This window comes from Paenibacillus antibioticophila (assembly GCF_000455265.1).
Taxonomy (GTDB): domain Bacteria; phylum Bacillota; class Bacilli; order Paenibacillales; family Paenibacillaceae; genus Fontibacillus; species Fontibacillus antibioticophila.
The window spans coordinates 1-23,451 of sequence record NZ_HG005142.1 but is presented as its reverse complement, the minus strand read 5'-3'; the positions used below and the strand labels follow the sequence as shown (position 1 = coordinate 23,451).

The following is a 23,451-nucleotide window of genomic DNA, read 5'->3' as shown; positions in this document are numbered from 1 at the left end:
ATTTCTTTCCGTTATCTTTCATTTTCGTAAGATAACGGTCTGGGAAAGCAGAGGGAAATTGCCGTATATTCGTTTTCTCTTGAATCAGCCTCCCAATATACGCTCAAGGATTCGGCAAGCTTCCGGCAAAGATACAGCCCCATACCTGTAGATCCGCCCAGTGCGCGGCCGTTGCTACCTGTGAAGCCCTTGTCAAAGATACGCCGCAGCTCCGATGCGGGAATGCCGATACCGTTGTCTTTGACCATTAGTCTTGTTTTCCCGTCGGATTCTTCCGCGCAGATATGGATTACCGGCGAATCGGTTCTGTATTTGACAGCGTTTGATAAAAGCTGTTCCAGCATAAATTCCACCCATTTGCCGTCGGTATAAACGGATTTGTCCAGGTTTTCAGTTTCAATCCTCACATTATTCTGCGTCAGTAAGAAGCGATACTTCGACAGTGCCTTCTTAACGATGTCCGTAAGAGAAGTCTCCCGTATAATAAAATCCTTCTCTATGCAATCAAGTCTGGCATAGTAAAGCGTGCGTTCCACATGACCTTCAATAATTGCGAGCTGGGAGCGGATTTTCCGACTGGTTTCAGATTTGTTGTTTTCGCAGATAAGTTCAACTGCCGTAATAGGAACCTTGATCTCATGCACCCAGTTTTCAATGTATTCCCGATAATCCCGCTGTTTTGCCTCTGCGTCGGACACAGCTTCGATCATGGACTTTTCGGCAAGCCTGAAAAGCCCGAAGATTTTGCGCCCGACATAGCTATTTGGCTTGGGCGAGCATTCCATAATAAGATATTTTTGCTCTAGACCTTCCATAATGGCCTCCAGCTCACGGAACTGATTTCTTTTCCTAAAATAATCAGCCGCAGTCAGCATGCAAAGGCCGACTGCCCATACGATCAGGATAATGGAAACGACCCCCGAATCGGTTCCCGTCACAAGCAGGAAGGTGGAGAGCATCAGCATGCAAAACAAATGCAGCAGCAGGGACATAAGCCGGTCGTGCAGAAATCCCCCGATTTTCATATTTTATACCCCAATCCGCGTTTTGTTTTAATATAGTCCGGAAGTCCGATATTGTTCAGCTTGCCGCGCAGGCGTGTAACATTAACGCTAAGGGTATTGTCGTCAATATAGACCTGGTTGTTCCACAGATATTCGATCAAGTCGGGACGGGAAATGATCTTGCCGGGTGTTTTCATTAGGCAAAACAGAATTTTTGCCTCGTTTTTCGCTATATCCGCACGCTGTCCGTCGTGTTCAATTTCCCCCTTGGATAATGAAAGGGTCAACCCATTCGCTGTCAAGGTGTCTTTTTCGGTCTGGCCGCTCCTGCGAAGGAGCGCTTGGATACGGGCCAGCAGAATCGGAAGGTCATAGGGTTTGGAGATAAAATCGTCGCCGCCGAGGCTCAACGCCCTTAGCTCATCCATGGAGGTGTTTCTGCTGGTGACAAAGATAACCGGGATTTGAGATGTTTTCCGAAGTTCCATGCAAATACGGTAGCCATCCTGTCCTGGCAGCCCAATATCCAGCAAAATAAGGTCAGGCATGGTTCTTTCAATCTGTGTCTCTGTATACACAAAATCATCAATGACTGCCGTCTCGTATCCCGCATTTTGCAGCAGAATGACAAGCTCATCGCTTATGCTCTTTTCGTCCTCCACTATCAGTATTTTAGCCAAGTTCTCACCGTCCTCTGTTGTATCCTTTCTGCTCCCGTCGAAATTAGAAGGAATAGCCAAGCATATCACCCGCAAGAACACCGCTGAACGGTGGGGCGGCGAACTCGCTGCCCTGTTCAAGCGCCTCTATAAGGACAATGCACTGGGACATATTCCAACGAACACTTCCAATTGCTCTCCTCAAAGTATACCACTAACAGGGGAAGATCCGGGGAAATCTTCCAAAGCTGGAGGCACTTTGTCCCTATACTACCTCGACATAACGGAAGGGCGCTTCTTGGCTTTGCTGGAAAACTTCCGGACTGAAGCCGCAAAACAGCCCTGCAGATGGTTATGGGGGTGTCTGGAAATGACAAGCCCGGTTGATTCATGGCATATATCAACGCGAGCGCTCATATTGTAGTCCTAGAAGAATGGACAAGGAGCGTGCGGAACGTGAACAATGCCAAGATGACATTCCGCTTTAATGAGCAAGAGAGGGAAATGCCGCGTCAATCGATGCAGGAGCCCGTCAGGAGGAGTAATCCTCCCGAAATTTTGAATTCGTCCACGGAAAATGTGGATTACGTCCGGGCAGATGCCAATGACGAGTGGCTGACCTATGGTCACCGTCCAGATCGAGAACCAGACCGAGAAATCTATAGAAATGCAGACTCTGTGCCTGTATATCAGACGATTGATCAAACAGAGGAATGGGGGGACCCCTTTGCCGACTACACCTCAACGGGCGGGATAGTATTGCCATCCTATAGCAACAATCACAAGAATGCTCCTCGCCGGACCTCCTGGTGGAAGGTAGCAGGCTCTGTGACAGGAGCTATCGTGACAGGAGGCTTATTCGGGGTAGTAGTGTTATCCATGTTTAATCAAGAACTGACCTTACCTATCCCCGGTGCTAATGTCCCGGTGCAATCAGCCGCGATCCAGGATGCTGGCATTCCGGTGATGGGGAGTATTGAAGAGGAGTTCTTGCTACCCGCGGAAGAGGAAATGCTGGTCAATATCGCCTTGCCCCAGCAAACCTATCATTTTCTGCAGTATGGCGTATTCAGCTCGGCTGGGGGAGTGGAATTGGCCCAGCAGGAGCTGAAGGAATCCGGAATTGCTGCCGCAAGAGATACGGTGGATGAGAAAAGAGTCTACGCCGGGGTTTCCTCGGATCGTGAACAAGCAAAGCTGTTAAGCAGTCAATTGAAAGCGACCGGGGTTCACTTGATCCTGCATGAGGTAACATTGCCTTCATCGGCAGAGGTTCACTTCGACGGGGATGTGACAGCGTTGGAGCACTATCTGGCCCAAAGCGCGGAGCTGGTTGAGCTGCTAAGCTCGTTATCAGCTTCCCGATTAAGTGAACTGTCTCCATCCGCATTGTCGGATGAGGAGGTTGCGGAATTGGGAGAAAAGCATCAGTTATGGACGGAGAGTGCAGCCGCAGTTCGAGGGAAGCTGCCTGATAGTCTTGCAGAGGGGAATATCGTGCTGGAGACCTCGATGAACAGTGCGGTGGAGGCGGTCCATGAGTATCACAAGAAGAATGCGAAGACACTGCTTTGGGAAGTCCAAGATGAAATTATGAGGTTTGTTCTGGAGGAGTACAAAATGATGGGCCAAGGGACTCCGTAGACTTATCTGGGTCTTAAGAACGGCATAGGGCTGGTAATATTCCCCTTGCCGTTTTTGTGTTTGTATTGGGGCATAAATAACCTTATAATAATGAAGTGTCAAAAAATGGCGAGGTTGACAGCTGGAATCTGTCGAATCCGAAGGAGGACCTTAATGAATACTGCAGCGCGGCATATTATTCTCGCGTCCACGTCACCGCGTCGGCGTGAACTTGTCGCATCGTTGAATATTCCTTTTGAGGTGATCCCAAGTCTGGCGGATGAGCACTATGAAGCAGCGTGGAAGCCGGAGAAAATCGTTATCGAATTGGCTAAACGCAAAGCAGAAGCTGTATACCACACACTCGAAAAAGAACAGCGTACCGGAGTTATTGTCGGAAGCGATACAATTGTTGTCCGTGACGGATACATACTGGGCAAACCGGCGAATCAGCAAGAAGCGGCGGATATGCTGAGGTCGCTTCAAGGACGCAGCCACGAAGTATACTCGGGTGTCGCTTGCGTTGACAGTGTGACAGGGAAGAGCCTTGTTGATTACAGAAAAACAATTGTTTGGATGAGAGAATGTTCAGAGAAGGAAGTATTGGCTTATGCGGCCACCGGCGAAGGTCTTGATAAGGCCGGAGCCTATGCCATTCAGGGATTGGGCGCGACGCTTGTTGCCAGCATTGAGGGTTGTTATTTTAATGTTGTCGGCTTGCCCTTGTCTTTACTCGGCGAGATGCTTAAAACCTTTGGGATAAACGTTCTCTGAGGTAATAGGAAGAGGTAAAGCATATCCTTCCGAAATCATGTTTGTTAATAATGATGGAGGGATATGAATATGACCAATTCAACGGCTCTAGCTATGCTTAGAGACATTCCTGGAGAGGATCGGCCAAGAGAACGAATGCTGGCCTCCGGAGCAGGCGCATTAAGCCTCAGTGAACTGCTTGCGATTATTCTGAGAACGGGTACACGCCGGGAATCGGCACTGCATCTGGCTCAACGTTTATTGCAAGAAGCAGGAGGCATCAGAGGGATCGTCGATTTAAGTCTGGATGAACTGATGGAGATCAAAGGAATCGGCCCCGCGAAGGCGGTTCAATTGAAGGCCGGGATCGAGCTGGGGCAACGCCTTGCGCGGACAAGACTGCCTGAAGCACATGTGATTCGAAGTCCGCGAGATGCCGCGGAATTGTTGATGGAGCAGCTTCGGTATTTGCAGAAGGAGCACTTTGTGTGTCTTTTTTTGAATACAAAAAATCATGTAATTGCTCAAGAGACCTTGTCGATCGGAAGCCTTAACGCTTCGATTGTTCACCCGCGCGAGGTATTTCGTGCGGCGATCAAATGCAGCAGCGCCTCAGTTGTCTGTGCTCACAATCATCCGAGTGGTGATCCGACGCCAAGCCCGGAGGATATTCGCATGACGGAACGACTGCGTTCTGCCGGCGAAGTGATCGGCATTGATGTGCTGGATCATATCGTCATTGGTGATGGTGTATTCGTAAGTTTGAAGGAGCAGGGCATGATGTAATATAATAGATTAGATGCAGAAGGAAAGGGAGATACAGCATGTTAGGTGGTTTCACGAAGGATTTGGGAATTGACTTGGGGACAGCTAATACACTTGTATATATTCGCGGTAAAGGCATTATCGTCAGAGAGCCTTCCGTAGTCGCAATTCATACAGATACTAAGAATATTGTTGCTGTTGGCGAATCGGCCAAGAAGATGATCGGCAGAACTCCGGGAAACATCCGGGCGATCCGTCCGATGAAGGATGGCGTTATTGCTGACTTTGATACGACGGCTACGATGATCAAATACTTTATTCGCCAGGCACAGAAGCAGCGCTCGCTGTTCCAGCGTCATCCAAATGTGATGGTATGCGTGCCTTCCGGCATTACAGCGGTAGAGCAGCGCGCCGTAGAGGATGCCACCAAGCAGGCTGGCGCCCGCGAGGCCTATACGATTGAAGAACCGTTTGCAGCTGCAATCGGGGCGGATCTTCCTGTCTGGGAACCGACCGGAAGCATGGTTGTCGATATCGGCGGCGGTACGACGGAAGTGGCTGTGATCTCCCTCGGGGGGATTGTTACCAGCAAATCGGTCAGAGTAGCTGGCGACGATATGGATGAGTCCATCATTCAGTATATCAAGCGTCAATATAATTTAATGATTGGCGAGCGAACTTCCGAGCAGTTGAAGATGGATATCGGATCCGCATTGGCATTGGAAAAGGTGGAGACATTGGAAATCCGCGGGCGCGATCTTGTATCCGGCCTGCCGAAGACGATTACGATTACTTCGGATGAAATCTCCGAAGCGCTAAGCGATACGGTGGGAGCCATTGTAGAAGCGGTGAAGGTTACCCTTGAGAAGTGTCCGCCAGAACTCGCTGCGGATATTATGGATCGCGGGATCGTATTGACTGGCGGCGGAGCACTGCTTCGCAATCTCGACAAGCTGCTTGCAAGTGAGACGGGAATGCCTGTTATTGTGGCGGAGAATCCGCTGGATTGTGTCGCAATCGGCACAGGCAAAGCCCTGGATAATATTCATATGTTCAAGTCGAAGAGCAGTTCGGCCCTGCGCTCCAAGCGGTAGACGCTGCGGTGCGCAAGTACCTTTAGATAAAAGCGGCGCCGCCTTCGGGCGGCCTGGCCGTTTTTTCTCATTTTTATTACGCAAGGTTGGAGGGTGCTAAAACTGTTTAAGCTGCTTAGCAACAAACGTTTGTTTATTATGCTCATTGGACTCATTTTGTTTATTGCGGTTATGGGATTCACCCTCGGACCAAGAACCAGCCTGTCCTGGCCGGAGAAATTCGTTAAGGACACGGTTGGTTTTGTGCAATACATTTTTTATAAGCCCGCTGGCGCAATAGCGGGCTTCTTTGAAGATATCTCGAATCTGCGTAATCTTCAGAAGGAAAATGAAGAGCTGAAGATTGCGCTGGCCCATTACACCCGGGACAAGGCACGATTTAACTGGATCGAGCAGGAGAATGCCCGGCTGCAGAAAGACCTGGACTTCACGAACGCCCAGAAGGAGCAGTATAACTACACCTGGAAAATCGCCCATGTGATTAGCGTGAACGATGATCCGGTAAACCGGACGATTGTGCTTAATATTGGCGGCCGGGAGGGCGTCAAGGAAGGCATGGCCGTCAGCTCGGCGGAAGGACTCGTTGGAGTGGTAAGTCATGTCAGCAACTTCACGTCCACCGTTAAGCTGGTGACGACCATGGATGCGCTGGATCCCAATTCTAACGGTATTGCGGTAACTGCACAAGGGAAAGAGAATGAAGTATTTGGAGTCATCGAGACCTATGATCTGTCTAGCGGAACCTTCCAGATGAGCCGCATCGAAGATCCGAAGCCGCTGGCTAAGGATGATTTAATTGTATCCTCGGGGATTGGGGGCGTCTTCCCTCGCGGTATGATTATCGGTAAGGTCCTGGATATTCAGGTTGGCGAATACGGACTGACTTATACAGCTACGGTTAAGCCAGCTGCAAGCTTCACGGATTGGAAGGAGCTGTTCGTCGTGTTCGAACCGGAGGCGGAGCAGGAGTGATAAAACGTAAATATGTTTTGATACTGCTGCTGTTCGTTCTGTTTATTATGGAGGGGACGATCGTCCCTTGGCTTGTACCTTCTTCTTGGGAGACAAGGATTACTCCGCATTTCGTGTATATAGCCATTATATTTTTCTCTGTTTACGAGAATCGTCATACCGGACTTGTACTCGGTCTTGTGTTCGGCTTGCTTCATGATGTTGTTTATTATGGCTCCATGATCGGCGCCTATTCTTTTGCAATGGGGCTGTCTTGTTACTTACTCGGACTCTTGTCCCGCTCCAGACAAGCCCCTCTGCCGCTTCTCATGATTTTCGTGCTGCTCGGCAGTTTGCTGCTGGAGACGATCCTGTACGGGAATTACAAGCTGTTCGGGCTTCTGCACGAGCCGCTCTCTTGGGCGATGCTGCATCATGGCATCCCTAATACACTCGTTCAATTTTTGTTCGCGCTCGCCATTTATGTCCCTTTGCGCAAGCAGCTGGAGATCATTACGAAACGGCGCAAGCCGGATGAGAAGTCCTGATTTAGCGATATTCGTTACAATCCAGCAGGAACTTTCCGCCCTCTGCACGAATTGAATAAGAAGGAGGGACAGGCTTATGACAGTGAAATCGAATCACGTGACGATCAAGGGCATCAAGGATGGCCTGGTTTTCCTGCTTGACGACAAATGTGAATTCAACTTGCTGCTTGAAGAGCTGCGGTATAAATTAGAGCATAGCCATCAGAACATTTTGACCGGACCCATCATTCATGTCGATGTCAAACTGGGGACCCGGAATGTGACAGAAGAGCAGAAGCAAGCTATTCTGGATATATTGGGACAGAAGGGCAACCTGCTTGTTCGCTCGGTCGAAGCACCTGAGCCGGAGACGGCAGATGGGACGAACGGGCTGACCACAATGAGTGGTATTGTTCGTTCGGGACAGATGCTGCATCATGAAGGCAATCTTTTATTTCTGGGAGACGTTAATCCTGGCGGAACGATATGCTGTACCGGTGACATTTTTGTGCTTGGCTCTCTTAGAGGCATGGCGCATGCGGGCTTCGGAGGTCAGGAGGAGGCGGTCATTGCAGCCTCTTATTTTGCTCCTACCCAGCTGCGGATTTCGGAGACGATCAGCAGGCCGCCGGATGAGTGGGAGAACCGTGAGACAAGCATGGAATTCGCTTTTTTACAAGACGGGAAGATGCAAATTGATAAGATCACGAATATTTTTCGGGTCAGACCGGATTTTAACGTATTTAAAGGGGTGTAATCAATGGGAGAAGCTATCGTTGTCACCTCCGGTAAAGGCGGTGTCGGGAAAACAACTACCTCCGCGAATATCGGAACTGCACTTGCTCTGCTGGGGAAAAAGGTTTGTCTGGTCGATACGGACATTGGCCTGCGCAATCTTGATGTTGTGATGGGGCTTGAGAACCGGATCATATATGATCTTATCGACGTGGCCGAGGGGCGCTGCCGCTTGCAGCAAGCGCTTGTAAAGGATAAACGGTTCGATGAATTGTATATGCTTCCTGCTGCGCAGACGAAGGATAAGAATGCTATTTCGCCTGAGCAGGTCAAGGATATTATTCTGGAGCTGAAAAAAGAGCATGAGTACATCATTATCGACTGCCCGGCCGGTATCGAGCAAGGCTTCAAGAATGCTATCGCCGGAGCCGATCAGGCAATTGTCGTAACTACACCGGAGCATGCAGCTGTTCGTGATGCCGACCGAATTATTGGCCTTTTGGAGAGCTCGCATGTGCATTCCCCCAAGCTGATCGTCAACCGGATCCGGACGAATATGGTCAAGTCTGGCGATATGCTGGACATTGAGGATATCCTGCAAGTGTTGAATATCGATTTGATCGGTATCGTGCCGGATGATGAGCATGTGATTAAAGCTGCGAACTCGGGTGAACCTACCGTGATGAATCCGGAATCACGGGCTGCCATAGCCTACCGGAATATTGCCCGGCGCATTCTTGGAGACACAGTTCCTTTAATGCTGCTTGACCAGAAGCCAGGCATGTTCAAACGCTTTAAAAAGTTTTTCGGAATGGGTTGATCGTGATTGTTCTTTAAATTAAAAAAGTTGGACTGGGTAATTGTAGGCATCCTTGGCATATTTATGGTACTTAGTACCCTGCTCGTCCGCAGCGCGATCGCTCCTTACGAGAACAAGTTTGTCGACTATGATATCAAGACGCTTGCCTTTTATATCGTCGGCTTTATCGTCGTGTTCGCCATGTCTTTGGTGGATTACCGATCACTGCTTAAATATAGCTGGTACATTTATGGCGGGGGCTGCCTTATGCTGGTCCTCGTCTACTTGTTTGCTCCCGAGATCAACGGTGCTCGCAGCTGGTTTACGCTTCCGGGGAAACTTCAGTTCCAGCCGGCAGAGCTGGTCAAGATTATCCTGATCTTGATGACCGCTTATTTGCTCGGAGAACGCGGGGGGAAGCCTCTTCGTTTTCGCAGGGATGTGCTGCCGATCGGCTTTATAACGCTGATTCCATTTATTCTAGTGCTGATTCAGCCCGATCTTGGCAATGCGATCATTTATCTGATTATTCTGGTTGCGATGCTCTGGATCGGAAATACGAAGTACACCCATGTATTGATCGGGCTGAGTGCTATTGTGGCAGCGCTCATTCTGTTTGTGACTTTGTTCAACAACTATAATGCAGATATCAAGAGCTATTTGGAAGAACACAATAAGCAACACTGGTATCAGCGGATTAATACCTTTATTAACCCAGAGCAGGCAACGAACGATGACAAGCATCAATCCACCTATGCCAAGATTGCGATCGGTTCTGGCGGTCTGCTGGGCGACGGTTATATGCAAGGGGAACTGAAGAACAAGAAGTTTGTGCCCTACCCTTATTCGGACTCCATATTTGTTGTGGTGGGAGAAGAATTCGGTTTCCTGGGATCCGCGTTTCTGCTGCTCGTCTACTTTTTGTTCATTTACCGGATGATCCTGATTGCGTTGCATTGTATCGATAAGAGGGGCGCTTATATCATCGTCGGAATTGCCGCGATGTTTCTGTTTCAGATTTTTGAGAATGTCGGGATGATGATAGGTCTGATGCCTATTACGGGGATCACCCTTCCTTTTATTAGCTACGGCGGAACATCCTTGCTCATCAATATGCTCTGTATCGGACTGGTGTTTAGTATTAAGCTGCATCAGGAGAAGTACAAGGTAGAGTAGAATGACAGGAGTGGACGGATAGCTAGCAGTTTGGCGTATCGAGATCTTCAGCAGCAATGAAGACCTTTCGATGCGGCCGGCTGCTTTTTTTGTACTCTCAAATCCGCTTATCCTCAGCTCGGTCAGAGGCTCATATTATGGTCAAGCCGTTCATACATTTATAGCATGAGACAAGACCGGGAGGGTGCTTGGCATGGATGTGAAAATGAACGTCAAAAAACGCCGTGAGGAACGGATCAGACAGCTGACATTAGGTGAGCTGGCGAAAAGTCATGCCTATAGAGGAGCGGATGTACAACCAGCATGGCGTGCGGAGCAGACTGCTGGAAGCCGGAGCGTGCAAAAATTGCCGCTGCATGAACAACCGGATCAGGAGGAGCCTGATCCGGAGCTCCTCTGGAAGCGTGGACAGGGCAGATGGAATGAGTTGAATGATTCCGGTCACGGAAATAATGAACTTCCGGGTAAGGGGCGTTCAACGTATTGGACGAGACTGTTTCTGCGCATCCTGATTAGTGCGGTACTGTTCTTATCCATTTGGGGGATGAACCGTTTTGAGCCCGAGTGGGCTTTTCCTATCCGCGTCTTCGTGGCGGAGTCCTTATCTACTGAAATGGATCTCAGTGCTGTTGAGGCTTGGTATGAGCAGATGTTTGGAGGCGCTCCCTCGTTCATTCCCATCTTTCAGCATACCGGAGAGAAGGGGGTCAAGGTGGGGAGCTCTGCCAGCTTTATAGCCCCGATCGAAGGGACATTGGCGGGCCCCTTTGCGCTTAGTCTAAAGGGCGTAGAAATTGTGGCGGTTAGCGATTCGTTGCTTGGAGAACAGGTTAAAGTCGTAGAGACGGGGCGAATTCTTTCTGTGAATGAGGATGCACTTACGGGCATCACGGTTACCGTCCAGCATGCCAAAGGATATGAATCCGTTTACGGACGGTTGAAGCAGGCATTGGTCAGCAAAGGAGACTGGGTGGAAATCGGAGATTCGGTCGGAGTCCTGGAGGGTTCCGGGAGCAGCGTGCCCCCAACGCTTTATTTTGGCCTGAAAAAGGATGGCCGCTACATTGACCCTGCGGATGTGATTCCGTTTGATTAGATGGGGAGGCATCAGCTTTTCATTTCACCCGCTGTTTGTTCTTGTCATGCTGACCTCCGTATTTACAGGACATTTTCTTGAGTTATTTGCGCTCTTTGCCATTGTGTTCGTGCATGAGCTTGGGCATGTAGCTGCCGCAAGATTATTCGGGTTGTCGGTGATCTCCGTTCAATTGCTTCCCTTTGGCGGGGTGGCAGTGATCGAGGACCATGGGGACTTGAGCTCTTCTCGAGAAATCGTCATTGCACTGGCAGGGCCGCTGCAAAATTTGCTCCTGATTATGATCTCGACCACCTTTCATGTGATGGGATTATGGGATGGGGCTTTCTTTTTCTATTTTATCCAGTGTAATCTGTTGATAGCGTTGTTCAATCTCCTTCCTATTCTGCCGTTAGACGGAGGAAAGCTTGTTCAGGCCGTCTGTGCCATGTGCTTGCCATATCACACGACCTTGGTCTGGACGCTGCGCATCAGCTTGGTTTTCAGTTCGCTTATGGTACTTTATGCCATGATGCCATTGCTGCTTGGAAAGGGAGGGCCTCAGCTTAATTTGCTCATGATCGGAGGCTTTTTGCTGTATTCGAACTATACGGATTATCGGAATATTCCTTATCGGTTTCTTCGCTTCTTAATGGGCCGGGAGGCTGCTTTTACTCGTCATTTGCTCCAGGGGAGCCTTGCTTACCCGATCATCGCGGAGCATTCGAAACCTTTGGATCAGATTCTACGTCTCCTTAGAAGAGAGAAGTATCATTTTGTTTATATTATGAATTCCCATGGAAAGATCTTTAGTGTCATTCCTGAACAGCGAGTTATCTCTTCTTACTTGCGGGGGGATCCCGGGGGCTGATCTGCCTCGTCCATGATATAATGAAAATGGTGTTGAGTCTGAAACACGAATTGAGGGTGAGATCAATGAAGCAATTGATTATTCACTGCGGTGCTGATTCCACCCGAATGGCGCTGATGGAGGATAACAAGCTGGTGGAATATGCAGCCGAACCATCGCAAAAACGCGGAATAGTAGGCAGTTTTTTTAAAGGCAAAGTCATGAATGTGATTCCTGGCATGCAGGCGGCCTTTATCGATATCGGCCAGAAGAAAAATGCATTCTTGTATATTGATGATGCTTTGCATCCTAATCTGGAGAAGCAGCCCAGACCAAAGCCCTCGATTACCGAGGTGCTGAAACCTGGAAAGGAATTGATCGTTCAGGTGGTTAAGGAGGCTTACGGCAATAAGGGGGCCAGAGTGACGACGCATTATTCCTTGCCCGGACGGTGGCTGGTCTATATGCCCTTTGCGGGTTATGCGGCGGTCTCAAAGAAGATTAGTCCGGAGGAGCTGCGAAGCAGGCTGAAGGATATCGGAGACGAGCTACGGGAAGAGGAGGAAGGTCTGATTATAAGGACCGTAGCCGAGGAATCGGACACGGAATCCATCCAGGAGGATCTGCTGCAGCTCCGCAGTGTCTGGCAGAATATTGTTGAGAAAGGCAGCCGCGTATCGGCCCCTGCGGTGCTTCATCAGGAACTCAGCATGGTTCAGCGTTTGCTGCGCGATGCTTACAACCCCGAGACGGACGAGCTTATCATGGATTGTTCGGAGCAAGCCGAGGAGGCTTCGGCATTTCTGGGCTTGATGCTGCAGAAGAGTCCCCCTCCTATTCAGGTATACCGGGGATCCGAGCCTATCTTTGATTATTTTGGCATCAGCAAGCAATTGGACAAGGATTTCCAACGAAAGATTTGGCTTCCCGGAGGAGGATATCTGGTCTGGGATATCACGGAGGCTATGACGGTCATTGATGTGAACACCGGCAAGTTTACCGGAGGAGAGGATCTGGAGGATACGGTATTTCAGACCAATCTGGAGGCGGCGGCAGAAATCGGGAGACTGGTTCGCCTGCGAGATTCCGGGGGAATTCTGATTATTGATTTTATCGATATGAGCCGGGAGGATCATCGTTCATCCGTATGTGACAGGCTCGAGCGGGCCTTAGCCGGTGATCGCATGCAGCATCACATACTGGGCTGGACTCGGCTTGGACTGCTGGAGTTAACGCGCAAGCGGATGAGGGAACAGACCGTACTATGATCTGCAAATCAGTCGTTGCTTTTTAAGAAACCCCATGCTAATATAGTAAGGTATGTGTTATGAGTTAGCCTTGTACACATGCTGCAACCGCTCCGATCGGGTACGCAAGTTCGGTGATGTAAGCATCATCGGCACCTGGATTAGGCGAGTCTGAGACATGAGGAGGTGCAAGCAAAGTGTACGCAATTATCGAAACAGGCGGTAAACAATACCGTGTTCAAGAAGGCGATGTTCTTTACATCGAAAAATTGAACGCTGAAGATGGCGCAAGCGTGACATTCGACCGTGTGTTGGCAGTGTCTAAAGGCGAAGGTTTGGTAACAGGAGCTCCTTTGGTTTCCGGTGCAAGTGTAACGGCGAAAGTCGAGAAGCACGGCAAAGGCCAAAAGGTTGTTGTTTACAAATACAAGCCTAAGAAGAACTACCACAAAAAGCAAGGTCATCGTCAACCTTACACAAAAGTAACCATCGAGAAAATTCAAGCGTAAGAGGGCGATCAGATGATCAGCGTCTCCATTTTGCGTGCGGATCGTAACACTATTACTGGCTTCAAGGTATCGGGTCATGCCGGATACGCCAAGTCGGGTTATGATATCGTATGTGCCGGTGTATCTGCGGTAACCGTAGGCACGGTCAATGCGATTGAAGCCCTGACGGGGATTCTGATGGATGCGGATATGAAGGATGGATTCCTGAGTGCCGATCTTCCAGGGGAGATAGAAGCAAATCAGGCGGAACAAGTACAATTGCTGCTTGCTTCGATGGTCGTTATGCTGCAAAGTATCGAAGGTTCATACGGACAGTATATTGAAATACACGATGCAACCAAGATTTGAAGAAGGAGGTAGATGGACAATGTTGAAATTGGATCTTCAGTTGTTCGCTTCGAAGAAGGGCGTAGGCTCCACGAAAAACGGACGCGACAGCATCGCGAAGCGCCTTGGCGTTAAACGTGCTGACGGCCAAACCGTTACCGGCGGAAGCATTCTCGTTCGCCAACGCGGCACGAAAATTCATCCGGGTACCAACGTGGGAATCGGTAAGGACGACACTCTGTTCGCGAAAGTGGACGGCGTTGTTAAGTTCGAACGTTGGGGTCGCGATCGTAAAAAAGTGAGCGTCTACCCGGTAGAAACCGCTCCAGTAGCGGCTGCAGTAGAAGCTTAATAGCTTGACTGACATGTGAAGCTTTCGAAATCCCTTGGCAGAGTGCCAAGGGATTTTTTTTGGAACATCATCAGGAAGGCTTTGTGAATTATTTTTAGCTTATTTGGGACAAGGTTTATGATATACTTTGTAGTTGTGAGGGTGGAAAGATCACCCAATTTGTTAGAGGAACGGGGAAACTCATGAAACATCGGTTAATGATGCCCGGTGCAGCTGTGTTGTTGTCCGTGGCCCTTCTTGTCTTAATGTATTTTTTGCGTTCGCCTGTATTCTACGCCCTGCTGGGGTTGTGCCTGCTGCTGGTATTTGCCGGGTACATCATTGTGGAACAGAGGAAAGCGGCTGAAGAGCGGAAGCAGCTTCTTGAATCCGTGCAGCGGATGGCTGCGGCAACATTGGGGCACCATCGCCATGATTGGATGAATGAACTGCAGATTCTATACGGATATATTCAATTGGGCAAATATGATAAACTGAAGGACTGTGTGGAAAGAATAAAAGAACGTATGGCGGCGGACAGCAAAATATCAAGACTGGGGATACCTTCGCTGGTCTTTTATTTATACTCCTTCCGGGAGATGAACGGTTCGATCCAACTGGACGTGCAGATTCAGGAGGATCTTACCTTGGGAGAGGCACTTGCTCCGCAGGATGCCGAGCAATTTACAGAAGCGATTATGGAGACGATTCGTCTCTACCAGTACACAGGCCGATCATCCTGGGGTGAGCTTCCCAAGCTAAGGCTTGAATTGTCGCGGCTCGGCGGAGAGATTGTTGCTGTCTTTGAACGGGAAGACTGTACGGCCGCTGATTCGGATACCCTATTACAGCGGTATTTGGAGGAATGGAAATACGGCAACGCTGTAACTGTGGAACTGGCGGATCCGGCACCGAATTCACTTCGGCTGCGTGTCGCCTGTGCAAACTAAAATGAGGTGAATTCATGTTCGTAGATAAAGCGAAAATTTATGTAAAAGGCGGAGATGGAGGCGATGGTATCGTCTCGTTCCGCCGGGAGAAGTACGTTCCGGAAGGCGGACCCGCTGGCGGAGACGGCGGAAAGGGCGGAGACGTCATTTTCCGCGTCGATGAAGGCTTGCGCACACTGATGGACTTCCGTTATCAACGCCATTTCAAGGCGGAGCGCGGTGAGAAGGGCCGCAACAAGAGCCAGCATGGGGCAAATGCGGATCATATGATTGTTCGTATTCCGCCTGGGACGGTCATTATTGATGATGATACGCAAGAGGTGCTTGCCGATTTGACACGGGACGGGCAGCAGGTGGTCGTTGCTCGCGGCGGCCGTGGAGGACGAGGCAACATTCGCTTCGCGACCCCTAATAACCCGGCACCCGAGCTTGCGGAGCACGGAGAGGAAGGTCAAGAGCGCTGGATCGTCCTTGAATTAAAGGTGATGGCTGATGTGGGCCTCGTGGGCTTCCCGAGCGTTGGCAAATCAACCCTGTTATCTGTCGTATCCGCTGCAAAACCGAAGATTGGCGCATATCATTTTACGACGATTACCCCAAATCTGGGAGTAGTAGATGTGAGCGAAGGACGCAGCTTTGTCATGGCTGACTTGCCCGGACTGATCGAGGGCGCTCATGAAGGCGTCGGCCTGGGACATGAGTTCTTGCGGCATGTGGAGCGCACACGCGTTATTGTCCATGTAGTCGATATGGCTGGATCAGAGGGCCGGGATCCATTCGAGGACTGGATGAAGATCAATGAGGAACTCAAGCTGTATAATGCTGACCTCGAACAGCGTCCGCAAATTGTGGCAGCCAACAAAATGGATATGCCTGATTCAGAGGAGAATCTGGAGCGCTTTAAAGAGCAAGTGAAGGAAGTTCGGCCGGATATTGAAATCTATCCGATTTCTTCCTTGACCAGACAAGGTGTGCAGGAACTTTTGTATCGGGCGGCGGATCTGCTGGATGAAATTCCGGAGCTCCCTGCGATTGAGGAAGTCACCGAGCTGGAGGAACGCAAAATCTATAAGCTGGACAAAACAGAGGACGAGAGCTTTACCATCCGCCGCGAAAATGAAACCTTCGTCGTTGAAAGTGTGAAGATCGAACGTATGATGAAACGGATGCAGCTTAACACCCATGACGCCATTCTCAAGCTTGCCCGCACACTGCGGCATATGGGAGTGGATGATGAGCTGAGAAACCGGGGCGCCAAGGATGGGACGATCGTGCGAATCGGGGACTTCGAATTCGAGTTTGTCGAGGGAAGCAGCTACTATTATTAAGTTATAGGAACTTTATAGAAACGGGTACCTTCCTTTTGCCGGAGATGGTAGCCGTTTCTCTACATAAGCAAGCCGGATTCCGCGGAAATTCCGCGGAAATGGATTGCCACCTTGCCAGCTTTCCGTTATAATGTCCACTATACGAAAACAGAAGTCTCTAAGGAGAGGACGTTTGTGAAGGAGAAGTATTATTTAGTGCGGGAGGATATTTTGCCTGAGGCGGTATTAAAGACGCTGCAGGTGAAGCAGCTTCTCGCCAGCGGTGTTGTGAAGACGGTCCATGAGGCCGTTGCGCAAGTAGGAATGAGCCGCAGTGCTTTTTATAAATACAAAGACGGCATTCATCTGCTGAATCAGATTGAGCGGGAGAGTATTGTAACGATCTCGTTTGATCTGGAGCACCGTTCCGGGGTATTGTCCAAGGTAATGGGGCTTATTGCCGGTTCGGGAGGAAACGTACTGACCATCAACCAGAGCATTCCGCTGCAAGGGATCGCCAATGTCGTCATTTCCGTGGAGACTTCCCGTCTGACGGAGGACCTGGATGAAATGCTGGATTTGATACAGAAGGTTCCTGGCGTTCGCAAGGCGCAGATCGTCGGCCAGGGATAAAGACAAGATCATTACGGAGGGAGGGATCCAAGGGATGAAACCAGTCAAGGTAGGCTTATTGGGTCTGGGCACCGTTGGAACAGGAGTAGTGCGTATTTTGGAAGGACATCAGGAGGACCTTAGCAGTCAGGTAGGCTCTCCGATCATTATTGAGAAAATTGCTGTCAAGCATGCTGATAAGCAACGAAGCATTGAGATCGATCCCGCGAAGCTGACAGAGGATCCTTGGGAGGTTATCCGCGATCCGGAAATAGATGTGATCGTCGAGGTTATGGGCGGAGTGAATGGCACCCGCGAATTCATGCTGGAGGCGCTCAATTGCGGCAAGCATATTGTTACCGCCAACAAGGACCTCATGGCCTTATACGGCTCGGAGATTCTGGCCAAGGCGACGGAGAAGCAATGCGACGTATTCTATGAAGCAAGTGTTGCCGGAGGCATCCCGATTATTCGCACATTGATCGAAGGGTTCTCTTCGGACCGGATTATTAAAATTATGGGCATTGTGAACGGGACGACGAACTATATTTTGACCAAGATGAGCCAAGAAGGCACCAGCTATGAGGATGCGCTGGCAGAAGCGAAGCAGCTCGGTTATGCCGAAGCCGATCCGACCTCTGATGTGGAGGGGCTGGATGCCGCCAGAAAGATGGCGATCCTGGGTACGCTCGGTTTCCGTGCAAACGTGGAATTAAGCGACGTTCAGGTGCGGGGGATTTCTTCTGTAAGCAAAGAAGACATCGCTTATGCGAAGCGGTTGGGCTATGAGATGAAGCTTCTCGGTATTGCTGAACGTGACGAAGAGGAATTCAGCATTAGCGTTCAGCCAACGATGGTGAAGAAGAACCACCCGATTGCTGCCGTGAATGGCGTGTTTAACGCTGTTTATGTATTCGGCGAGGCTGTGGGAGAGACGATGTTCTATGGGGCAGGTGCGGGCGAGATGCCTACGGCGACTTCGGTAGTTGCGGATATTGTTGCTGTGGTCAAGAATCTCAAGCTCGGCGTGAATGGCTTAAAGTCCATTGTTCCTTACAAGCCGAAGAAGCTGAAGAGCAATGAGCAAATCTGTTACAAAAACTTCTTGCTGCTGCAGGTTGCGGATAAAGCAGGGGTATTGGCCCAGATTACGCAGGCCTTTGCTGAATATAATGTGAGTCTGGAATCGGTCGTACAGTCTCCGAATGCGGATACGCCTGATGCCGAGATTATGATTGTAACTCATCGTGCCAGCAAGGCGAACATGGAGCAGGTGCTGAAATATTTTGAAGGCCTTGAGGTAATTCGCCGGGTGAAGAGCGTATATCGGGTCGAAGGATGAAAGGAAGAAACAGCATGATTCGTGAAGAAGGAGTTTGCGTTAAAATTCCGGCCAGCACGGCCAACCTCGGACCAGGATTTGATACGCTCGGGATGGCATTGGATTTATATGCCTGGCTTGAGCTCAAGCCAGCTTCAGAGACGCTCTTCCGCCTGTATGGAGATCATCTGGACGGTCTTCCTTCCGATAAAAGCAATCTGATCTACCAGGTAGCCCAGTCTGTATTCGAACGCGCGGGTGTGAAGGTGCCGGAGCTGGAAATATCCATGTACTCGGAAATTCCCTTAACCCGTGGACTTGGAAGCAGCGCTTCGGCCATTGTCGGTGCGCTGTATGCCGCCAATTTACTGATTGGCGAGCCGCTGGCCAAAGATGAGCTGTTTGATATGGCAACAGCATTAGAGAATCACCCCGATAATGTGGGAGCCTCTTTATATGGCGGCATTATCGCTGCCGTGTGGGATGGAACGCATGCTACAGCATTGAAAATTCAACCTCCGGCTGAACTCCTTACCCTTGTGGCAATTCCTGATTTTCAACTGTCTACCTCTCTGGCCAGAAAGGCGCTGCCCGAAGCATTCCGTATGCAGGATGTTGTGTTCAATGTCAGCCATGCCTCCCTGCTAACCGCTGCTCTGGCCTCAGGCAGACTCGATCTAATCTCTTCCGCAATGAAGGATCGGATTCATCAGCCCTATCGGGCCCAATTGGTTCCAGGAATGGCGCGAATTTTGGAAGAAGCGCCCTCGCATGGTGCGCTTGGGGTGGCTCTAAGCGGAGCGGGACCAACGCTGCTGGCGCTTGTGGAGAAGGATAGCTCCCGGCAAGCAGAACTTGAAGGCTTCCTGACAAAGGTATTGGCTGAAGAGGGCATCTCTGCGAAGACTTTATGGCTGCGTCCCTGCACTGAAGGAGTTGTGGAGCTTGCCATGTTAAATAATGTTTCGTTTATGAAGCGTATAAAAGGAGAATAAGTCATGAAGCGAATTGCCTTGCTGCCTTCAGGCTCTGTATCTCATGAGGCCGTGCTGCATCTGTTCCGCGATGAGCCTGTCGAACTGCTTCATTATAAGCAGATTTCCGATGTATTTCTGTCGACAGCCAAAGGGGACAGTGATTACAGCGTAATTCCTATAGAGAATACCATTGAAGGATCGGTTACCCTGCATATGGATTGGCTTGTGCATGAGGTGGAAATACCTATGCAAGTGGAATGGGTGTATCCCTCGATTCAAAACTGGGTTGGCCGCAGAACTGAATTTCTCGGTGCAAGCGATCAACTGGATTATAGCCGGGTTAAAAAAGTATTATCCCATCCTGTAGCCATGGCGCAGTGCCTTCAGTTCATTCGGACCTACATGCCGCATGCAGAGCTAGAGCATGTCGGCAGTACCTCGGAGGCGGTAAAGCTGGTGCAGGAGCATCCTGGTGAAGGGTGGACGGCTATTGGCACTGCACTCGGCGCCGAGAGGTACGGGTTGGATATTATGGCTAGTCAGGTCACGGACCATGATAATAACTTTACCCGCTTTGTATTGATCGGGCCCAAGCCTGTAGCGCTCCCCCAAGCTCCGGTAGAGGACAAGACAAGCATTCTGGTTACGCTCCCTGAGAATTTTCCAGGGGCGCTGCATCAGGTGCTGGCGGCATTTGCCTGGCGGAGACTGAACTTGTCACGGATCGAATCGCGTCCGACGAAGAAGCGGTTAGGCAGCTATTATTTCTACATGGATGTCTTGGCGCCTATCAGCTCCGTGCTGCTTCCGCTGGCGATCGAAGAAATCGAGGCTTTAGGATGTCAGGTTCGTATACTTGGCAGCTATCCGAGCTATTCTTATGAAGGATTAAAATCGGAGGTGTAATAACGATGGCAGAGCAATGGATTTATTTGGACGGTCAGTTCGTTACCAAGGAAAATGCAAAGGTATCGGTATTCGACCACGGATTTTTGTATGGGGACGGTATTTTTGAAGGAATTCGGATCTATAACGGCAATATTTTCAAGTGTAAAGAGCATTTGGACCGGTTATATGATTCGGCAAAATCAATTATGCTGAACATTCCCCTCACCTATGAGGAAATGCAGAATGCACTGGTCGAGACGCTTCGGAAGAATGAGCTGCGCGACGGCTACATCCGCCTTGTTGTATCTCGTGGCGCCGGTAATTTGGGTCTTGACCCAAACCGTTGCCCGAAAGCCTCGGTAGTCATTATCGTTGAACAACTTGCTATTTATTCGGAGGAAGCATACAGAACCGGCCTGAAGACAGTGTCAGTGTCCACGCGCCGCAATATTCCGGACGCCTTGAATCCGAAGATCAAATCTTTGAATTACTTGAATAATATTCTCGTTAAAATTCAGTCTAATCTGGCTGGAGCAGGCGAGGCCATTATGATGAATGCCCAAGGTTACGTGACAGAGGGCTCCGGAGACAACATCTTTATTATTAAAAATGGTGTGATCACAACACCGCCGTGCTACCTGGGAGCCCTTGACGGCATTACCCGTCAGGCAATCATCGAGATCTGCCGCAAGCAAGGCTATCCGCTGAAGGAAGAACCATTCACGATGCATGATGTCTATGTTGCGGACGAAGTCTTCCTGACGGGAACTGCCGCTGAAGTCATCGCAGTCCGCGAGGTGGATGGCCGCGTGATCGGAGAGGGTCATGCGGGACCGATCACCTTGAAGCTGCTTGAACAATTCCGCAGCATCGTTGATCAAGACGGATTAAAGGTCTGGTAAGCTGGGGTAAATCCTGTTTTTCCTTTTTAGGAAAAATGGGATTTTTTTATGGAGAGAATGTCAAAAAGCTGGGCCTTCGCATAGGATGTATTAATTGGGCCCCGGGCGGGAGACTCGCGTACCGGAGAAGAATCCTAGGAGGTCTTTGTCACTGTGAAAATCCACATTGTAAAACAAGGGGACTCTTTATACGAAATTGCCAAAAAGTATAATGTTCCTCTCGAAAAGCTGATTGAAGCCAACCCGCAAATTACCAATCCCGAGGTATTGAATCTTGGCGACAAGGTCAAAATCCCGGCAATTGCAGTACCTGTAAACGGGGAGACAGGAAAGGTGTACGATCATACCGTAAAATCAGGCGATTCATTATGGAAATTATCCAAAGCTTGGGGATTGCCGTTGCAGGCACTGATAGAAGCCAACCCTCAGCTTGTTAATCCCAATGAGCTCAAGGTGGGTGAGGTGATTCATATCCCGACCAAAGGGACACAGACATCGCCAGCACCATCTAGCCCAGCTAATCCAGCCAACCCGAACACGAATATTTCGCCTATTGCTACAGCTCCTTCAGGTAAAAAGAATACAGCGCCCATCACTACTACGCCGGTTGAGAAGAAGCACACGGCTCCTGTGGCTGAAAAGAAACTTACGGCTCCTGTGGTTGAGAAGAAAGAGGAGACCAAACCAATTGTCCACGAGCCGGTCAAGAAGACTCCGATTCAGTTGGAGGTTGAAGTCGAGCATTTTACCTATGAAACCGTTAAGCAGGAAAATAAGATGCATGTTCAGCCTGCAAAAGCTGAGAAGTCGCCATGCCCGCCTATTCCAGAATATCCGGTGCTTCCTTCACCTTATGCATACCAATTCGATGTGCCCTCAAATATCGCGCCGATCTCAGCTTCCCCAGCTTCTCCGTGCGGTTGTTCGGGAAATGTCTCAAACCAGCCTAACATGCCGCATCAAAATTTATTCTATCAGTATCAGGTACCTGCCCAACCGGTGAATGCTTATTACGAGACACCGCAATACTCTCAAGTTCAGCCAGCTTATGCAGAGACCCCTTGGACTGGAGAGTACCCAGGGATCTCAAATGCTCCTGCTTATCAGCAGATGGATAATAGCCCGAATTTGCATGGAGTCTCCAACTATCCGAGCAATCTTCCTAATCAACCCTTCCCTACGGAGATCAGTCCGATGTCTGTGGCGGAAAATTCAGGGCTTCCTGGAGCATGGGGAATGCCGGCAGGGAACGCACCGTTCCCAGGCAATGCACCATTCCCAAATAACGCACCGTTCCCTAATAATGCACCATTCTCAGGCAATGCACCGTTTCCTGGTAATACGGGCGCTTACCCTGCCAATGCTTATGGCGGCAATGCTCCATTTCCAGCTGCGCCTGCATGGGGAGGAATGCCGATGGCGTACGGATATCCTCAATCGGCATATGGGATGGTAATGCCTGGTACTATGGCAGGCACTCTTCCTGCCACTCCTGAAATAGCCGGAATGACTGGAGGGCCTGCACTGCCTCTGGGGAATATTCCAGCAGCTCCACTGGGGGGATTTGGTGTAAATGATAATACTGGCTATGTCAGTGCAACGGATAATATGTCACCTCAAAGTTTAGGCGCTCCAAAAGGAAAATCGAATACAAAAGCTAGAAAGTCAGCCAAGATTTCATCGAGTAAGAGATCCAGCAGCAAATCACGCAAACGTACTCCGTTGAAGAAGTCTGAGAGTTATCTGACCCAAAATCCTTGGATCAATAAATAAAACGACAGAAGCGGCCCCCTGATTCAAAGGGGTCCGCTTCTTGATTAAACCTCTTGCGTGCTAAGGTTGAGCAGAAAGAAAAAATATGCTATATTTAATACCCCGATAATATAGCGCTTTCTTTCGGGGAAGTAGACAAGCCGGATACGATTATAGCTTTTTCAAAAAAAGACTTGTAATTAGTTACTCAGCATGATATATTATTTAAGTCGCCGCTGAAACGCAGCGATGAACGAACCGAAGTTGATCTTTGAAAACTGAACAACGAGTGAGTATTAAATAGAGAAAATAATTTT

25 protein-coding genes and 1 other annotated feature are annotated in these 23,451 nt (G+C 49.6%); of the genes, 23 read left to right on the top strand and 2 right to left on the bottom strand.

The window, feature by feature from the left end:
* Positions 1 to 11: 11 nt before the first annotated feature.
* On the bottom strand, positions 12 to 1,025 hold the full coding sequence (locus TX85_RS20505; protein ID WP_044481749.1) for a sensor histidine kinase: 1,014 nt from the start codon (positions 1,023 to 1,025) through the stop codon (positions 12 to 14).
* Entirely contained in the window at positions 1,022 to 1,684 is a 663-nt protein-coding gene (locus TX85_RS20500; RefSeq protein ID WP_044482130.1) for a response regulator transcription factor, read from the bottom strand. The genes TX85_RS20505 and TX85_RS20500 overlap by 4 nt, the downstream gene beginning before the upstream one ends.
* Before the next feature lie 435 nt (positions 1,685 to 2,119).
* Here TX85_RS20500 and TX85_RS20495 point away from each other — a divergent pair, with 435 nt between their 5' ends.
* From TX85_RS20495 to TX85_RS25515, 23 genes are all read left to right on the top strand, one after another.
* Positions 2,120 to 3,307, top strand: coding sequence for an SPOR domain-containing protein (locus TX85_RS20495; RefSeq protein ID WP_044481747.1), 1,188 nt, complete (start codon positions 2,120 to 2,122; stop codon positions 3,305 to 3,307).
* A gap of 153 nt (positions 3,308 to 3,460) precedes the next feature.
* On the top strand, positions 3,461 to 4,060 hold the full coding sequence (locus TX85_RS20490) for a Maf family protein (RefSeq protein ID WP_044481746.1): 600 nt from the start codon (positions 3,461 to 3,463) through the stop codon (positions 4,058 to 4,060).
* A gap of 69 nt (positions 4,061 to 4,129) precedes the next feature.
* On the top strand, positions 4,130 to 4,825 hold the full coding sequence (gene radC, locus TX85_RS20485) for a RadC family protein (protein WP_044481745.1): 696 nt from the start codon (positions 4,130 to 4,132) through the stop codon (positions 4,823 to 4,825).
* Between the two features lie 38 nt (positions 4,826 to 4,863).
* On the top strand, positions 4,864 to 5,898 hold the full coding sequence (locus tag TX85_RS20480; RefSeq protein WP_044481743.1) for a rod shape-determining protein: 1,035 nt from the start codon (positions 4,864 to 4,866) through the stop codon (positions 5,896 to 5,898).
* Positions 5,899 to 5,991: 93 nt separating this feature from the next.
* Positions 5,992 to 6,870, top strand: a complete 879-nt coding sequence (gene mreC, locus TX85_RS20475) for a rod shape-determining protein MreC (protein WP_044481742.1) — start codon at positions 5,992 to 5,994, stop codon at positions 6,868 to 6,870.
* Positions 6,867 to 7,397, top strand: a complete 531-nt coding sequence (gene mreD / locus TX85_RS20470) for a rod shape-determining protein MreD (RefSeq protein ID WP_071784233.1) — start codon at positions 6,867 to 6,869, stop codon at positions 7,395 to 7,397. Before mreC ends, mreD begins: the two co-directional genes overlap by 4 nt.
* 76 nt (positions 7,398 to 7,473) lie before the next feature.
* The gene (gene minC, locus TX85_RS20465; RefSeq protein WP_044481741.1) at positions 7,474 to 8,133 is read left to right on the top strand and encodes a septum site-determining protein MinC; all 660 of its coding nucleotides are present in this window, start codon (positions 7,474 to 7,476) and stop codon (positions 8,131 to 8,133) included.
* 3 nt (positions 8,134 to 8,136) lie between these two features.
* Complete coding sequence (minD, locus tag TX85_RS20460) at positions 8,137 to 8,931, top strand: septum site-determining protein MinD (RefSeq protein WP_044481739.1); 795 nt, start codon at positions 8,137 to 8,139, stop codon at positions 8,929 to 8,931.
* A 6-nt stretch (positions 8,932 to 8,937) separates the two neighbouring features.
* On the top strand, positions 8,938 to 10,086 hold the full coding sequence (locus TX85_RS20455; RefSeq protein WP_071784232.1) for an FtsW/RodA/SpoVE family cell cycle protein: 1,149 nt from the start codon (positions 8,938 to 8,940) through the stop codon (positions 10,084 to 10,086).
* A gap of 193 nt (positions 10,087 to 10,279) precedes the next feature.
* Positions 10,280 to 11,182 carry a M23 family metallopeptidase gene (locus TX85_RS20450; RefSeq protein WP_044481738.1) on the top strand — a complete coding sequence of 301 codons (903 nt, stop codon included), beginning with the start codon at positions 10,280 to 10,282 and terminating at the stop codon, positions 11,180 to 11,182.
* On the top strand, positions 11,175 to 12,032 hold the full coding sequence (locus TX85_RS20445) for a M50 family metallopeptidase (RefSeq protein ID WP_044481737.1): 858 nt from the start codon (positions 11,175 to 11,177) through the stop codon (positions 12,030 to 12,032). Before TX85_RS20450 ends, TX85_RS20445 begins: the two co-directional genes overlap by 8 nt.
* A 65-nt stretch (positions 12,033 to 12,097) precedes the next feature.
* Positions 12,098 to 13,279 carry an Rne/Rng family ribonuclease gene (locus tag TX85_RS20440; protein ID WP_044481736.1) on the top strand — a complete coding sequence of 394 codons (1,182 nt, stop codon included), beginning with the start codon at positions 12,098 to 12,100 and terminating at the stop codon, positions 13,277 to 13,279.
* 75 nt (positions 13,280 to 13,354) lie between these two features.
* Positions 13,355 to 13,441 (top strand) — a sequence feature (ribosomal protein L21 leader region).
* Positions 13,442 to 13,455: 14 nt separating this feature from the next.
* Positions 13,456 to 13,767: a 50S ribosomal protein L21 gene (rplU, locus tag TX85_RS20435; RefSeq protein ID WP_044481735.1), complete on the top strand. Its 312-nt coding sequence runs from the start codon at positions 13,456 to 13,458 to the stop codon at positions 13,765 to 13,767.
* A 12-nt stretch (positions 13,768 to 13,779) separates the two neighbouring features.
* A complete protein-coding gene (locus tag TX85_RS20430) occupies positions 13,780 to 14,115 on the top strand; it encodes a ribosomal-processing cysteine protease Prp (RefSeq protein WP_044481734.1) in 336 nt (111 codons plus the stop codon).
* A 19-nt stretch (positions 14,116 to 14,134) separates the two neighbouring features.
* Complete coding sequence (rpmA, locus tag TX85_RS20425; protein WP_044481732.1) at positions 14,135 to 14,446, top strand: 50S ribosomal protein L27; 312 nt, start codon at positions 14,135 to 14,137, stop codon at positions 14,444 to 14,446.
* A 182-nt stretch (positions 14,447 to 14,628) separates the two neighbouring features.
* Entirely contained in the window at positions 14,629 to 15,375 is a 747-nt protein-coding gene (locus tag TX85_RS20420; protein WP_044481731.1) for a Spo0B domain-containing protein, read from the top strand.
* 14 nt (positions 15,376 to 15,389) lie between these two features.
* The gene (gene obgE, locus TX85_RS20415) at positions 15,390 to 16,703 is read left to right on the top strand and encodes a GTPase ObgE (RefSeq protein ID WP_044481730.1); all 1,314 of its coding nucleotides are present in this window, start codon (positions 15,390 to 15,392) and stop codon (positions 16,701 to 16,703) included.
* A 174-nt stretch (positions 16,704 to 16,877) separates the two neighbouring features.
* Positions 16,878 to 17,315, top strand: a complete 438-nt coding sequence (locus TX85_RS20410; RefSeq protein ID WP_044481728.1) for an ACT domain-containing protein — start codon at positions 16,878 to 16,880, stop codon at positions 17,313 to 17,315.
* 34 nt (positions 17,316 to 17,349) lie between these two features.
* Positions 17,350 to 18,636: a homoserine dehydrogenase gene (locus TX85_RS20405; RefSeq protein ID WP_044481727.1), complete on the top strand. Its 1,287-nt coding sequence runs from the start codon at positions 17,350 to 17,352 to the stop codon at positions 18,634 to 18,636.
* Positions 18,637 to 18,650: 14 nt separating this feature from the next.
* Positions 18,651 to 19,610, top strand: a complete 960-nt coding sequence (gene thrB, locus TX85_RS20400; protein ID WP_044481725.1) for a homoserine kinase — start codon at positions 18,651 to 18,653, stop codon at positions 19,608 to 19,610.
* A gap of 3 nt (positions 19,611 to 19,613) precedes the next feature.
* Positions 19,614 to 20,498 (top strand): prephenate dehydratase, encoded by an 885-nt coding sequence (pheA, locus tag TX85_RS20395; protein ID WP_044481723.1) that lies wholly within the window; start codon positions 19,614 to 19,616, stop codon positions 20,496 to 20,498.
* Positions 20,499 to 20,503: 5 nt separating this feature from the next.
* Complete coding sequence (ilvE, locus tag TX85_RS20390) at positions 20,504 to 21,382, top strand: branched-chain-amino-acid transaminase (protein WP_044481722.1); 879 nt, start codon at positions 20,504 to 20,506, stop codon at positions 21,380 to 21,382.
* Positions 21,383 to 21,535: 153 nt separating this feature from the next.
* A complete protein-coding gene (locus TX85_RS25515) occupies positions 21,536 to 23,155 on the top strand; it encodes a LysM peptidoglycan-binding domain-containing protein (protein WP_049895135.1) in 1,620 nt (539 codons plus the stop codon).
* Positions 23,156 to 23,451 lie beyond the last annotated feature (296 nt).